Source organism: Amycolatopsis coloradensis, from assembly GCF_001953865.1.
Classification (GTDB): Bacteria; Actinomycetota; Actinomycetes; order Mycobacteriales; family Pseudonocardiaceae; genus Amycolatopsis; species Amycolatopsis coloradensis.
Map to the genome: position 1 here is coordinate 1 of NZ_MQUQ01000039.1, position 13,403 is coordinate 13,403.

Sequence of the window (13,403 nt, forward strand, 5' to 3'; positions counted from 1 at the left end):
GGGACTGCCCAGGGTGTGGTTGACACCTGATTTGTGAGGCTTCGGCCTTGCTGGGAAGGATGTCGTCGTGCCCAAGCCTTATCCTCGTGAGTTTCGTGACGATGTTGTCGCGGTCGCCCGGCAGGGCCAGGTCCCGTTGAAGCAGGTCGCCGAGGACTTCGGGATCTCCGAGTCGTGTCTGGCGAACTGGATGCGCGCCGCGGACGTCGAGGCCGGCAAGCGGCCCGGTGTGACTACGGATGGGTCCGCTGAGCTGCGTGAACTCCGCAAACGGAACCGGCTGCTCGAGCAGGAGAACGAAGTTCTGCGGAAAGCTGCCGCCTAATTTCGCGCAGGGCAACCTGCCGGGAAAATAGCCTTCCCGCTCGTCCGTGAACTGGCCGCGGCCGGCGCCCCACTCAGGGTGCCGGCCGCGGTGACGTGCGGGGTGCTGGGGATCTCCCGGCAGGCCTACTACCAATGGCTCCCGGCTCCGGTCTCGCAGCGAGACTGGGATGACGCCCATCTGATCAATGCCGCGCTCGACATCCACGCCGACGACCCGGCAGATGGGTACCGGTTCATCGCCGACGAACTGGCTCAGCGTGGCTTCGCCGCCTCGGAGAACCGGGTGTGGCGGATCTGCTCCATGCAACAGATCTTTTCCATACACGCCAAGAAGAAAGGCCGCAACCCGCAAGGCGGGGCCGCCGGTGCACGACGACCTGGTGCGGCGGGATTTCACCGCTGCCGCGCCGAACGTGAAGTGGCTGACCGACATCACCGAGCATCCCACCGCCCAGGGCAAGCCTGCACCCCAGCTGACCACCGATCACGCGCTGCAGGATATTGTGGAAAACAAGCTCCTTAACTGCCTGAATTTCGAAAATGGGAGGCATCATGGCTAGGTTGAAGCTCGGCATCTTGTTCGGCGGTTCGGGCGAGGAGCACCTCGTCTCCGTCAAGTCGGCGCGTGAGGTGGCCAAGAGCCTCGATACGGCCAAGTACGAACCGTTCTGGATCGGCATCACCCGCGACGGCGCGTGGAAGCTCTGCGACGGCCCGAATGGGGACTGGGAAAGCGGCGACTGCCGCCCGGTCGTGGTGTCGCCGGACCGGAGCACCCGCGGCTTGCTGGTGCTGGACGAGGGTAAGTACGACTCGATCGGCCTGGATGTCGTGCTGCCCGTGCTGCATGGCAAGTTCGGTGAAGACGGCGCGATGCAAGGCCTGCTGGAACTTTCTGGCATCCCCTATGTCGGCTGCGATATCCCGAGTTCCGCAGTGTGTATGGACAAATCGCTGACCTACACCGTGGTCAGCAACGCCGGAATCGCCACCCCGAAATTCTGGATCGTCAACTCCGACGCGGATGTCGACCCCGACCAGCTCAACTACCCCGTTTTTGTGAAGCCGGCCCGGTCCGGTTCCGCCTTCGGGGTCAGCAAGGTGTCCAGCAAGGAAGAACTGTCCGCAGCGCTGACCACTGCCCGGGAATACGACGCGAAGGTGCTGATCGAGGAAGCAGTGGTCGGCAGCGAGGTCGGTAGCTCCATCCTGGGTAATGGTTCGGATTTGCTGATCGGCGAGCTGGACCGGGTGGTGCTCACGCACGGATTCTTCAAGATTCACCAGGAAGCCTCGCCGGAAACCGGCTCCGAGAACTCCTCGTTCATTTGCCCCGCCGATATCTCCGACGAGTCGCGCGATCTGGTGAAGGAAACCGCGAAGGCCATTTACCGCGCGCTGGGCTGCCGCGGTCTGGCTCGGGTGGACCTGTTCGTTAAGGAAGACGGCAGTGTAGTGCTCAACGAGGTGAACACCCTGCCGGGGTTGACCTCCTACAGCCGTTACCCGCGGATGATGAAGGCCGCCGGCTTCTCGCTGACCGAGGTGATCGATCGGCTGGTGTCGTTGGCGCTGGCCGACAAGTGACCATGCACGAGAATTTCACCTTCGTTGACGAGCTGGTCCCGGGAATTCGCTGGGACGCTCAGTACGCCACATAGCCGTCCACCAGCAAGCCGGTGGACGGCTATGTGGTCGGCCAACCGGATTGTCGGCACGAAAGCGCTGTGCGCGGCCCTGAACAAGGCGCAGGAACACGCTGTCGAGCTAGGTTTCGGACTGCTGCTCTGGGACGGTTACCGGCCGCAGCGCGCGGTGGACAATTTCGTCCGCTGGGCGCAGGAGCCGGAGGACGGTCGCAAGAAGCAACGACACTACCCGAACATCGACAGCTCCGTGATGTTCGAAAAGGGCCCGTTGATGTGGTCGGAGTACCGACCAGCCGCCTTCAGCTCAGAAGCGGGTACCTCGCGTGCTCGGCGCAGCGCGTAGGTGTCGCTGTCGAAGGTGATCAGAACAGCGACGTCGAAGTCAAAGGACCGGCAAGCCGAGAACACCGCGCCAGCACGGGTGTCCGCGCCCACGGTCCGAGCCTTCACCTAAATCTGGCGCAGGTCAGCAGCGAGCAGGTCATAGGACTTGACCGAGTTCGGAGCCAGCTCGCCGCCATAGACCCGTTGGGCCAGGTGTTCGGCATAGTCACCCAAGGGCGCGTTCCGGGGCCGCACCACACCCCGGTTACGCAACTCCCGCAGAATCGCGGCATACCCGGCCAGCAGATCCGCAACAGAGGCCGTGCCCAGATCCCCGAACGGTTCGCCCACCTGTCCTCCCAAGCCCAACTCTTGCACCTTACCGCCGCTTCACCCGGCGGGAAGGCGGGCGCGGCCGGACCTTCCGCCCGTTCCTGCTTTCTGGGAGCGCCCGCGAAGTCCTGAGCTATGCGACAGTTTGTGTCGGTGCCGTCTCCTACTGTTATCGCCATGAGTGAGTACATGCGTGAGGCGAGCGCGGCGCTGCGGTCTTGGATCGACAGCTTCGACGCGGCCGGTACCGGTATCCCGATGGTGGATCTGGTGCTCCGCGACCGCTACGACGAGCAGGAACCGCTGACGGTCCAGCTGGCTGAGCTGACCAGCGACGACTTCCGCTACCTGCTGGAGTACGACGCGGCAGCCCGCGCCGGGACCGGGCCGGTCGAGCACCACGGCCACAGCGTCGAGCCTGGCGACGACCTGCGCTACGCCGCCGCGCGGCTGGAGATGCTCACCAACTCCCGCTCCATGTCCTACAAGGTCGACCTGCGCCGGCCGGGCAACGCCGCCAGCGTGCTCGCCGAGACCTCCCGCGCCTGCGACGCGCTCGCCGGGATGGTCGAGCACGCCACCGGCGGCGTGCTGGACGATCTGCGCGGCGGCGCGCTGGTCGCGCTCAGCCACGCCGATGGCCCGCACATCGTGCCCGACCAGGCTGAAACCGCCGAGGACTACGGCACGGCTGCCGGGGCCATGGTCGACCTCCTGCGCGAGGCGACCGCGGAACTGGCGAAACTGGCCGACGCGATCGGGCAGCTGCAGCACACCAGCACCGCCATCGGCGCCACCCCCGCCGACGGACCCACGCTCGCGACCGAGGTCGTGCTGGAGCACAAGACCGCCGGAGCAGTCAACACCGGCCGCTACCACGTGCGGGTGTACCGGCCAGAGAATGCGAAACCGGTAGTGCTGATCGGCGACATGGACGACAACCACTCCGCCTCGATCACCAACTGCGTTGAGCAAGTCGCCGCGACGATCGCAGAGGAACTGCTCGGCGGCGCGGCTTGGGACTCGGTGACGTGGGTCCAGTTCTACGCGCCCGGACGGTTCGCCGCGCCCACCACCGGTCTGATCCAGCTCGTCGACTTCACCGGCCCATTTGCAGGGCCGGTCTGGCGGGGGATCGGGCACGACCGGCTCGAAGAACTCGCCGGTGGCCCCGTGAAGTCCTGGCACGCTAAGGATCACAACGTCACCGCGCTGGCCAAGCACGGGGCCGCGGTGCTCCGACCGAAATCTCGGCCGCACGTGCCTTCGACGACGGGAAACACCAGGCCGCAGGTGGGTGCACACCTGGACGACCCGGACGTCGACCCGCCTCGGCCGCGCCGCCGATGGTGGCAGCGCTGAGGCTGACATTCCGCGGCGCACCGGCGAGAGACGGGATCCTCACGCGGCCAACGGCGGCGACTTGACCCGAACCGACGTCCCGGAGCAGGTTCGGCCCGAACCCCGAAGGAACAGGTGAGCAGTGGGCGGCCTCCTGGAAGATCCGGTCCTGTGGGCGACGACGTTCGCGGTCATCGATTTCGAAGCCGCGACCCCGGCGGGCTACCCGGCCCAGCCGATCGAAGTCGCCGTCCGCGCGCTCCCCTACGAGACCGGCACCTGGACCACCGTCGGCCGGTACCAGTCGCTCATCCGCCCGCCCGCCCGCGTTCGCGCCGTTCGCCTCGCCCACCGTCCCGCCCGGCGTGACCCCCGACGCCGTGCGCCAGGCACCTACCCCGGCCACGGCACTCGGGGCGCTCGATCGCCGCTTCGCTCCGGGTGGCCGCTACCTGCTCGTGGCGCAGCACGCGGCCACCGGCGAACCTCATACACCAGCAACGCGAACACTGCCCTGCACTGGCGAGGGTCGACCTGCTCGACACCCTCCTGCGGAACGTCGCCCCACGACGCAGGTACCCGCCACGACGACCGGCCGAACATCAACACCCCGCCCGCCAGTCACTTGCGTTCTCAGTCGGTCGGCAGGGGTGCGCGGGTGCTGCCGAGGCTGGCGAGGAGGTCACCGTGCTCGGCGACGCGGCCGAGGACGTCGTCAGCGGTGAACACCAGCTGGGCGGGGTGCCGGCAGGCATGGACTGCGTCCCAGGCGATCGGGGTGGAGACGGTCGGCTGGTCGCGGCCGCGCAGCGAGTACGGAGCGATCGTGGTCTTGGCGATGTTGTTCTGGCTCCAGTCGATCAACACCCGTCCGATGCGCTGGGTCTTGCTCATCACCGCGATCACCCGGTCGGGTGTTTCCCGCGCCAGGCGCTGGGCGAGCCGTTTCGCATACGCCGAGGGCGCGGCGGGGTCGGCGGTGTCGATCGAGCAGTAGAGCTGCATTCCTTTCGATCCCGAGGTTTTCGGGAACGCGGTCAGCCCGTCGGCGGCCAGTACATCCTGGAGTCGTTCGGCGACACGGCAGCAGTCCACAATGGACGTCTCGGGGCCGGGGTCGAGATCGAACACCAGCCGGTCCGGCGCCCGCCGCAACGGGGGAGGCCCGGGGTCGACGGTGTACTGGGGGACGTGGATTTCCAGGGCGGCCATGTTCGCCGCCCACACCAGTCCGGCCAGCTCGTCGATCAGCGGGTACTCGATCGGTTCGCCGTGTTCGCCGCGTTCGCCGTGGCGGCTGCGGCCGCTGGTACTCGGCAGCGGCACGGTGGGGAGCCATTCTGGGCCGCCGCGCGGGACGTTCTTCTCGAAGAACTGCTCGCCGCCGACGCCGTCGGGGAAACGGATGACCGTGATCGGCCGCCCGGCGAGGTGGGGGAGTAGGAGGGGGGCGATGTGGGAGTAGTAGTGGATGACCTCGCCCTTGGTGAACCCGGAGGGGTAGAGCGGCTTGTCCAGGTTGGACAGGGTGAGCTGCCGGGCACCGGCCCGCACCGTGATCTTCGCCCCGAGCGGCCGGGATGGCTCGTCCAGACCGTGCGGGCGTGTACTGCCCGCCGCAGCAGGCTCGTCCGGGGGAGAGGAGGTTTCCGGCTCGCGGTCCGGCCGGGGCGCGAGGACCTCGCCGGGTGTTTTGTCCGCCCGCAGGCCTCGCCAGGCGGTGTGGCGCAGGCGTCCGCTGCCGCGGGTGACCTGCCGGAACTCGACTTCGCCGACCAGCACCGGCTCCACCCAGCGAGCACGAGCGACGTCCGCGCACGGTGGATCGTCCGCGAACGGGGGCTCCGGCCGGTGCAGCTCCTCGAGACGAGCGTGGAGGCGGGAGCGTTCGGCGTCGCTGAAACCGGTGCCCACATCACCGATATACCGAAGCTTCCCGCTGCCGGGGTCATGCGCGCCGAGCAGCAGGCCGCCCACGGTGCCGGTGAAGCGCCCCTGACCAGGCCGCCAGCCACAGATGATCACTTCGTTCGCCTGCGTGAGTGGATGCTTCAGCCACGCGTCGGTGCGCTTGCCGGGGGTGTAGGGCGCCCGGCGGTGCTTCGCGACGAGGCCCTCGTGACCCGCCGCCGTGACGTGGGCGAGCAGATCGGCGGTGGTCCGGCGGTCGGCGTCGAGCTCGATGAACGTGAACGCGCGCACGACCGCGACCCGGTACGGGTCCGGCATCGGCACCGCCAGCAACCGCTCACGACGCTCGTCATACGGCGCCCGCAGCAGCGACTCCTCCCCAAGCTGGAGCAGGTCGAACGCCAAGAACCGCACCGACAGGTCGGTGAACGGCTCGTCACGGCGCAGGGAGGCCCTATGAGTTTGATAGCGGCCGCAGCGTTCCTGCAGCATTCCGAACTCTGGCTGCCCGGCTTCGTTGTAGACGACGATTTCCCCGTCCAGCACCGCGGCCCGACCGTCCAGGGCGGGGGCCAGGACGCCGGCGAGCTCGGCGAACTCGGCGGTGAAGTCGTTGCCGTTGCGGCTGGTCAGCCGGGTTGTGCCGTCGGGTGCGATTTGCATCGCGCATCGATATCCGTCCCATTCTGTACACGGTTTGGACTGTTGGTTGACGAGCGACGCAATGCTGGTCATCAACTCACTCTTGGGCCAACTCGCGGGCGGCGGCTGAAGCTAACGAGGGTCTGCAGGGCTGCTGGAACCTGGCTGAACCACTACGCGGGCGCGGGTCTGATCGTTCCGCGCCCCGTCGCTGTCCGCTCCATGGGGTTCCCGGACATATCTCGCGGATATTTAACGGGATAGCACCTGACGGCGGCGGGCGGCGCGAATCTCGTCGTCGGCGACCTTGTCGGCGAGCAGGGTGTAGATCTGGGTGGTTTCGGTGGAGGCGTGGCCGAGTCGCCGGCGGACGACTTCGATGGAGACGCCGGAATTGATGAGTTCGGTGGCGTGGGTGTGGCGCAGCTGGTGGATGTCGAGGTCGAGCCCGGCGGCGGTGCAGTAGCCGTTCCAGCGGTGGTGAGCGGCGTCGTAGGACAGTGGGGCTGCCGGAGCCGTTGATGCTGGCGCGGAACATCGATCCGGAGGTGTACCCGGATCGGGTGAGGTAGAGCCTGACCGACGCGACATAGCCGCGGTCATCGAGCAGCACGGTGCGGACAATGCCGCACTAGCCGTGGATCTGGACGTGTTCGTCGTTCAGGCGCAGGTCGAAGTCCTCGACGTAGAGCCCGCAGACCTTGGCCGCGCGCGCCGCAGATGTAGGCGGTCTTGAACGCCTACGGCGACACGACCACCACGGTCACCGACCCCAACCGTCACCAGAGCACCTACACCATCGACGACAAGCAGCGCCAGACCAAGGCCACCGACGCCCTCGGCCACACCCGGGCCCAGTCGTGGTCGGCGAACGGTGATGTCGCGAGCGTGACCGACGGCATGAACAACTCGGTGACCTACGACTACGACACACTCAACAACCTCAAGGGCGGCAAGCTCCCCACCAGCGCGACCGCGTCAGTGGGCTACACCGACACCGCGCACCCGCATCTGCCCACCCAGGTGTCGGACTTCTCCGGTACCAAGGTCACCAAGTCTTACGACAGCAACGGCAACGTCAAAACCGTGCGCGCCGACGGTCTCGGCGCCGACGTAACGCCGGCAACCGCACCTCGGCGTCCCTGCCCGGCGGCAGCACGCAGACCATCGAGGTCGACGCCAGCGGGCGGCAGAAAGCCATCGCCGTCAAGAACCCTGGTGGTGGCGTGGTGTTCTCCAGCAGCTACCGCTACACCCGTGCTGACGGCACCGACACCGGCCAGATCCAGGCCCGTACCGACTCCGCAGGCACTGCCGTGAACACCTACGACGGATTCGGCAGGCTCACCAAAACCGGCACCCGCAGCTACGCCTACGACCTGGCCGGAAACCTCACCTCCGGCGACGGACGCACCTACACCGCCAACACCGCCAACCAGATGACCAAGGTCGACACCGCCACCGCCACCTACGACGGCGCCGGCAACCTCTCGACCACCACCCCCGGCGGACAGGCCCGCTACAGCACCACCAACCAGCTCACCTCGATCACCTCAGGCACCGACACCCTGTTCACCGCCTCCTACGACACCCTCGACCAGACCCAGCCCGACACCATCACCGAAACAACCGGCGGCACCACCACCCGCCACGCCTTCACCCGCACCGCCATCGGCGTCTCCCGCACCGTCGTCAACGGCGCCACCACCACCTACACCCACGACACCGACGGAAAACTGACCGCCGTCACCGACACCACCGGCAAGCACCACAACGCGATCGTGGACTCCCAGGGCAGCGTCCTGGCCCTGGTCAACGACACCGGCCAGCTGACCGCCCGCTACGACTACACCCCCTACGGCACCACCACAGCCACCAACCTCCTCGGCTCTGGAGCCGAAGCCAACCGGGTCCGCTGGATCGGCACCTACCAGCTCGCCTCCGGAATTTCCCTGACCGGATACCGCCACTACAACCCCGCCTACAGCCGCTTCACCCAACCCGACCCCACCGGTCAGGAACCCCACGACTACGCCTACGCCCAAGGCGACCCCATCAACAACAGCGACCCCACCGGCGCGGTGTCTAAAGGATGCGTCAATGCTGGCGTCACTTCCATCATCGGTCTGCTGGGAACCACCGCCACGTACGTCGCCAGCGCCGCCACCGGCGGCGTCACAGCCGGACTGGCGGTGGGCTCAACAGTCGCGACCGTGACTGCCATCAGCAATGCAGCGCTTGCCTGCGGGAAGTGACATCACCGACGACAAGGAGGAACACACACCGATGAGCAAAGCCGTGAGCATGGTTTTCCTGGGCATATCGGGAATTTTGCTCATCACTCTCGTCGTGCTGGCAGTCATCTGGCCAACCACACTCACCATCGCGCTGGCCGTGATTCTCGCCTTACTGTTCGCCTACTCCGACTTCTCCCTGAAGCGCAGCGGGCAAGAACAGCGGTAGCACCAACGGGGGCACTTCTCCCTTCTGGACACGAACGGTGGCCCTTCCGCATGAACGGAAGGGCCACCGTTCGCTTGACCCACATCCCAAGTCCACCAAGCTGAATCCGGCCAGTCCAGACTGGGCGGCGGACACCGGGGCCGCGCCACCTGGCCCGAGATCGGCGCGGCCGACTCGCCGAACGGCGTCGGCCAGGACCGACTGGACCTCGTCGCGCATGAGTGCCCCGACCTGATCGGGGCGTCAAGCCCTTGCCCGCGAGCATCGCGCAGCCGTGCTGTCTCGGCGGCCACGTCATCGTGGTCGCTCTTCTTCGTGTTTATCTTGGCCTTGATTCGTTCGGAAACGCGTTCGTGAACCTGGATCGAACCTGGCACTAAACGTGCGGGTTTCCGAACATCGCGACCTGGCGGAACGTCTCGCCGTTCCTGCTGGGTGTTCGTGTTCGGTCATCGATCGTTTTCCGAACACGTGATGTCAGCCGGCCTCGCCTGAGTCATTGCGATTGTGGGGAGGCAGCGGGTTGGCCAAAGGCCTGTCATCCACCGTTGCCCGGTCGCATTCGACTCCGCCGTTGAAGGCGACTCCAGCGAACCGAGCGCTGGTGAAGGCCGCCTCCGTGAAAATGGCGTAGCCGATGAAGGTCACCCTGTTGAAGCTGACTTCGTCATTGGAAACCACCGCAGCGAAGTTTGCGCCGCTGGTGAAGGTCGCCCCGTCGAAGTAGACGGATCTGGCGAAAGCCGCCTGCGTAAATAGAGTGGGGCTGGCGAAGGTCGTCCCCATGAAGCTGACGGTGCCGTTGAAGGTCGCCTTGTGGAACTCGGCGATCTTGGTGAAGGTCGCTTGACCGAATTGGGCGCCGCTGGTGAAGGCCGCCTTGCTGAAACCGGCATCGCCGATGAAGGTCGCTCCAGCGAACTCGGCATCGCCGACGAAGGTCGCCTTCAGGAACTCGGCATCACCTATGAACGTGGCTTTGTGAAAGGTGCCTGTTCCGATTCGGACGTGGGTCAAGGTGAAGTTGATGAGCTGGGCGCCAGTGAGGTCGAGGTCGAGTTCGCCCCAGTAGACGTCGCCGCGATCGGGAGCGAGATGGTCGCTGAGAAGTCGCTGGGCGGTGAGTCGAACTTCGCGTTCCTGTGCGCGCTCACGGTAGACCTCGCTGTGTTCGGTGCCGTCGTCCTTTCGGTCCTGTTCGACCGGGGGGACGTAGGGCATGCGGAGGTAGGCGCAGAGAACGTTGGCGATGGTCTGGCGCTGGGTTTCGTTGTCTTGGGCGAGCCGTTCGAGGGCGTAGAACCCGCCGAGGCGGACCGGGGCTTTGTCGGATCCGAGTTGTTCAACAGCCTTGAGGTACAGCTCGGTGATCCGGCGTTCGATGGCGTCGGCGCGGGCGTCGTCGGCAACGCGTTCCTGGTGTGCCTGGGCAGTGGCGGCGACGGCCTGTTGGTGGGCGAGAGTGCGTTCGCGGTTGTCGAGGTCAGCTTCGGTGGAGTGCTGGCGGCGCCAGGCGAGGTAGAGCGCGACCACGCCGCCACCGCCAACGCCGATGCTGAGCCCGATCTTCAACGCGTCCAGCCGTGCCTTGACCAGGTCCGCGCCGGTGAGCCCAGCTGTGGCCGGCCACCACAGCGCGATCACCGCGCCCGCGGTGAGAATCGTGATCACGACGGCGGTCGTCCACATCGCGGCCGGCGTAAGCTCCCGCAGCCGGTTTCTCGTCGTGGTTACCCGGGTGCTGCTGGGCGCGGGCCGCGTGTCGTCGGTCATGACCTGGATCGTCGCGGAAACCTGCCTGGATGTTGCAGAGCCCGGCGCGCCGGGCCGCTCGCCTGCCCGCGAGTGACGGCGGGTGGCTGGCGAGTGTCAGGCGTCATGTGGGCATAGGTGTCTCTTGATCTTGGGCCGTGGTGGAAGTTGGTCAGCCGGGGATGTCGCGGGGGTCGTGGCCGTAGGTGTTGCGCTGGCCGATCTGGCCGTCCTTGTTCTTGATGATGTGCTCGACTTTCCGTTCCCGCGCCATCTCCCGGCCCGTCTCGACCGCTTCGATCTTCGTGTGATGAGTACTGGCCGCGCGGGTGCTGCCCTCGACCTTGTTCTTCCACTGGCCGTCTTCGAAATAGGTCTCGATGTCGCCCTGCACCGCGGCGCTCCTCTCCACGCGACGTCACGAACAGCTCTGGGATACCCCGGGCGGCACACGGTCGAACGTCGCTCACTCGGCTGTCGCCGGGACGAACCGGGCGGTGTCTACTGGATCCGCTGCCCCGGTCCGGTCCTCGCCCCGTGTAGCCGGCCGCCGGGCACGCTGTTCCCTCTCCCCGTTTCACGGGTCGTGCGTGTCCGGCGGTTCGCGACGTCATGGTTTACGAGGGTCCGGGGACCTGGACCTCGGCGGGGTTCTTGTCGGGGCGCCATCCGCGCCAGGCGGTGTGGCGGAGCCGGTGCTCGCGTGGGGTGAACTGGCGGTAGACGACTTCGCCGACCAATTTCGGGGTCACCCAGCGGGCGTTCCGCGCGCGGTCACGCGGGACGTCGCCGGCGGGAAACGGACTCGTTTTCCGTTCCAGCGGCCCGAGTCGCGTCGCCAGGTCCTCGAGGGCGGCGTGGCTGAAGCCGGTCCCGACGTCACCGATGTAGACCAGGCGGCCGTCGTGGTCGTGGGCACCGAGCAGCAGCGCGCCGATGCGGCCTTCCCGGTTGCCCTGACCGGGCCGCCAGCCGCAGACCAGCACCTCGAGCGTCTGGATCAGCGGGTGTTTGATCCATTCCGGTGACCGCCGGGCCGGGTGGTATTTCGAGCGGGTCGCCTTCGCGACCAGGCCTTCGAGGCCGCGGTCACGAGCGACGCCGAGCAGATCGGCCGGGCTCATTCCGGTTCCGGACAGATCGGCGTGGCTGTAGGAGGGGTGACCGCGACGAGGTTCTTCTCGCTCGGCTCGAACTTCTCCAGAACTTTCCGGCGCTCCTCATACGGCTCGTCGAGCAGCCGTTCGTCGCCAAGGACGACGACATCGAACACGAAGTACGCCACAGCGACACCACCAGCGTAGTTCTGCAGGAGCCCGAAGTCCGGCCGTCCGTGCTCGTCGAGCGCGACGATCTCACCGTCCAGTACCGCCCGCTGCCCGCCGAGCGTCTCGGTGAGCACGCCTCCCAGTTCCGGGAAACGGGCGGTGAAGTCGTTACCGTTACGGCTGGTCAGCATCGTCGTGCCGTCCCCGGCGACCCGCATCACCGCGCGGTAGCCATCGATCTCTGTACTCGTAGGCCCACTCCGGGCCCTGCCGGAACCGCCCGCGGTCCGATATGGCCAGCATCGGCTCGATCCAGCCGGGAACCCGCGAGTTGTCGCGGCGTGGCGTGCCAGCCATCCCCGCACCTCCCGTCGCTCCGCGCCGAGGCGCACCCGCCGCCGGCCCCATCGTCCCCCGAACAGCCACGCTTCGCCTGCCGACCGTCCACAACTGACAGCCCATGACCTGGAGCGATCGGCGAAAAGCGCTCTGTCATGCGGACGGTGCACCTAGAGGCTCGGGGGTAACGCGGCGAGGGTTCTCCACGACCTACGCACAAGCACGAACATGGGAAGTGAGGTCTCAGTGGGAATGGATCAGCAGGACCCGGTCGAGCAGCTACTGGCCGCGTGGCGGGCCGACATCGACCGCGCTCGCTACCCCGACCTGATCAGCGTGGCCGCGGCCGTGGCGGTCATAACCATGGCCGGGCGCCGCGAATGCCGTCCCAGCACCCGATTTCTCCAAGCGGCAACGAGGAACCGATCAGGAAATGACGGTGCTCGAAATTCCGGCACCCGTTATCAGACACCGTCCAGCGTGAACCGGCGCCGGGGCCACGGTTAACGTCGGGGGAGAAGCGCTCGGGCATGTAGCGCTCGACCATGTAGCGCTCGAACAACTCGTCGTCGGACGAATACTGGTCCACAGTGGAGCGCGATCGGAGTGCGACCAGTTCGGGCCGGTACAGATCACTGAACTCGGTGGCCGGCAGCCAGACGATCTGCCCGGAACCGGTGCCCGCGCGCTCGTTCTCGGCGTCCAGTCGTACCCGAGCAGGCCGGGACGAGGAACAGGCCAGCCCGACGTGTCGAACACGGGTCCGACGGCGCCGGTGTCGACAGCGATCGCGCGCGGGTGATGCCCGCGCAGCAGGCCGATCCGGCGGAGCAGAGTTCTCGACCGGGTGTTGAAGCGCCCACGGTTCTAGGCCTCATCGCCGGCCATGTAGCGCCGGATCTCCACACCTACCGGCGCGGGCAGATCCCACCAGACCGGATCCGCGTTCTCCTGACCGTGCGGTCATCCCGGCAGCGACCGACGTCAGGCTCAGGCGGGCAACGAAGCTGCGTCACGCGATGAACGTCAGTGGTTCGTGCTGCCCTGTGGGCCG

General features: G+C 66.9%; 12 protein-coding genes and 3 pseudogenes. 7 read left to right on the forward strand and 8 right to left on the reverse strand.

From position 1 onward, the window contains the following. Window positions 1-67: 67 nt before the first annotated feature. The 3 genes and pseudogenes from BS329_RS45010 to BS329_RS40180 all read left to right on the forward strand — a co-directional run. A pseudogene (locus tag BS329_RS45010) lies at window positions 68-788 on the forward strand (transposase); the annotation flags it as partial. A gap of 91 nt (window positions 789-879) precedes the next feature. After that, window positions 880-1,914 carry a D-alanine--(R)-lactate ligase gene (vanA, locus tag BS329_RS40175; protein WP_076168680.1) on the forward strand — a complete coding sequence of 345 codons (1,035 nt, stop codon included), beginning with the start codon at window positions 880-882 and terminating at the stop codon, window positions 1,912-1,914. 2 nt (window positions 1,915-1,916) lie between these two features. Next, window positions 1,917-2,241 (forward strand): annotated as a pseudogene (locus BS329_RS40180) (M15 family metallopeptidase); the annotation flags it as partial. Between the two features lie 185 nt (window positions 2,242-2,426). Here BS329_RS40180 and BS329_RS45015 read toward each other — a convergent pair. Beyond that, window positions 2,427-2,651: a hypothetical protein gene (locus BS329_RS45015; RefSeq protein ID WP_244197484.1), complete on the reverse strand. Its 225-nt coding sequence runs from the start codon at window positions 2,649-2,651 to the stop codon at window positions 2,427-2,429. Window positions 2,652-2,810: 159 nt separating this feature from the next. On the opposite strand from BS329_RS45015, the gene BS329_RS40190 reads away from it, so the two are divergent. Beyond that, a complete protein-coding gene (locus BS329_RS40190) occupies window positions 2,811-3,995 on the forward strand; it encodes a hypothetical protein (RefSeq protein ID WP_076168682.1) in 1,185 nt (394 codons plus the stop codon). 612 nt (window positions 3,996-4,607) lie between these two features. Here BS329_RS40190 and ligD read toward each other — a convergent pair. Continuing rightward, a pseudogene (ligD, locus tag BS329_RS40195) lies at window positions 4,608-6,566 on the reverse strand (DNA ligase D); the annotation flags it as partial. A gap of 213 nt (window positions 6,567-6,779) precedes the next feature. After that, window positions 6,780-7,130, reverse strand: coding sequence for a tyrosine-type recombinase/integrase (locus BS329_RS40200; protein ID WP_208619371.1), 351 nt, complete (start codon window positions 7,128-7,130; stop codon window positions 6,780-6,782). 129 nt (window positions 7,131-7,259) lie between these two features. Between BS329_RS40200 and BS329_RS45020 the strand changes: the two genes are divergently transcribed. From BS329_RS45020 to BS329_RS43695, 3 genes are read left to right on the forward strand one after another with little or no spacing between them, the layout of a single operon-like run. After that, window positions 7,260-7,847, forward strand: a complete 588-nt coding sequence (locus tag BS329_RS45020; RefSeq protein WP_076168686.1) for a hypothetical protein — start codon at window positions 7,260-7,262, stop codon at window positions 7,845-7,847. Then, window positions 7,757-8,782: an RHS repeat-associated core domain-containing protein gene (locus tag BS329_RS45345; RefSeq protein WP_279628258.1), complete on the forward strand. Its 1,026-nt coding sequence runs from the start codon at window positions 7,757-7,759 to the stop codon at window positions 8,780-8,782. Before BS329_RS45020 ends, BS329_RS45345 begins: the two co-directional genes overlap by 91 nt. Window positions 8,783-8,813: 31 nt before the next feature. Then, a complete protein-coding gene (locus BS329_RS43695) occupies window positions 8,814-8,990 on the forward strand; it encodes a hypothetical protein (RefSeq protein WP_158075888.1) in 177 nt (58 codons plus the stop codon). A 477-nt stretch (window positions 8,991-9,467) separates the two neighbouring features. Here BS329_RS43695 and BS329_RS40215 read toward each other — a convergent pair whose 3' ends face one another. From BS329_RS40215 to BS329_RS40235, 5 genes are all read right to left on the reverse strand, one after another. Continuing rightward, window positions 9,468-10,763 carry a pentapeptide repeat-containing protein gene (locus tag BS329_RS40215; protein ID WP_084750824.1) on the reverse strand — a complete coding sequence of 432 codons (1,296 nt, stop codon included), beginning with the start codon at window positions 10,761-10,763 and terminating at the stop codon, window positions 9,468-9,470. Window positions 10,764-10,914: 151 nt separating this feature from the next. Beyond that, a complete protein-coding gene (locus BS329_RS40225; RefSeq protein WP_076168694.1) occupies window positions 10,915-11,136 on the reverse strand; it encodes a DUF2188 domain-containing protein in 222 nt (73 codons plus the stop codon). A gap of 223 nt (window positions 11,137-11,359) precedes the next feature. Next, window positions 11,360-11,866 (reverse strand): ATP dependent DNA ligase, encoded by a 507-nt coding sequence (locus BS329_RS45035; RefSeq protein WP_244197485.1) that lies wholly within the window; start codon window positions 11,864-11,866, stop codon window positions 11,360-11,362. Next, complete coding sequence (locus BS329_RS45040) at window positions 11,863-12,228, reverse strand: ATP-dependent DNA ligase (protein WP_244197486.1); 366 nt, start codon at window positions 12,226-12,228, stop codon at window positions 11,863-11,865. The genes BS329_RS45035 and BS329_RS45040 overlap by 4 nt, the downstream gene beginning before the upstream one ends. Before the next feature lie 476 nt (window positions 12,229-12,704). After that, entirely contained in the window at window positions 12,705-12,938 is a 234-nt protein-coding gene (locus tag BS329_RS40235) for a hypothetical protein (protein ID WP_076168696.1), read from the reverse strand. Window positions 12,939-13,403: the final 465 nt, after the last annotated feature.

Excerpts from the sequence above, each read along its gene's own strand:
- BS329_RS40200 (WP_208619371.1), bottom strand. The coding sequence starts at position 7,130 with ATGACCGCGGCTATGTCGCGTCGGTCAGGCTCTACCTCACCCGATCCG.
- BS329_RS45040 (WP_244197486.1), bottom strand. The coding sequence starts at position 12,228 with ATGCGGGTCGCCGGGGACGGCACGACGATGCTGACCAGCCGTAACGGT.
- BS329_RS43695 (WP_158075888.1), top strand. The coding sequence starts at position 8,814 with ATGAGCAAAGCCGTGAGCATGGTTTTCCTGGGCATATCGGGAATTTTG.
- BS329_RS40190 (WP_076168682.1), top strand. The coding sequence starts at position 2,811 with ATGAGTGAGTACATGCGTGAGGCGAGCGCGGCGCTGCGGTCTTGGATC.
- vanA (WP_076168680.1), top strand. The coding sequence starts at position 880 with ATGGCTAGGTTGAAGCTCGGCATCTTGTTCGGCGGTTCGGGCGAGGAG.
- BS329_RS45035 (WP_244197485.1), bottom strand. The coding sequence starts at position 11,866 with ATGAGCCCGGCCGATCTGCTCGGCGTCGCTCGTGACCGCGGCCTCGAA.
- BS329_RS40215 (WP_084750824.1), bottom strand. The coding sequence starts at position 10,763 with ATGACCGACGACACGCGGCCCGCGCCCAGCAGCACCCGGGTAACCACG.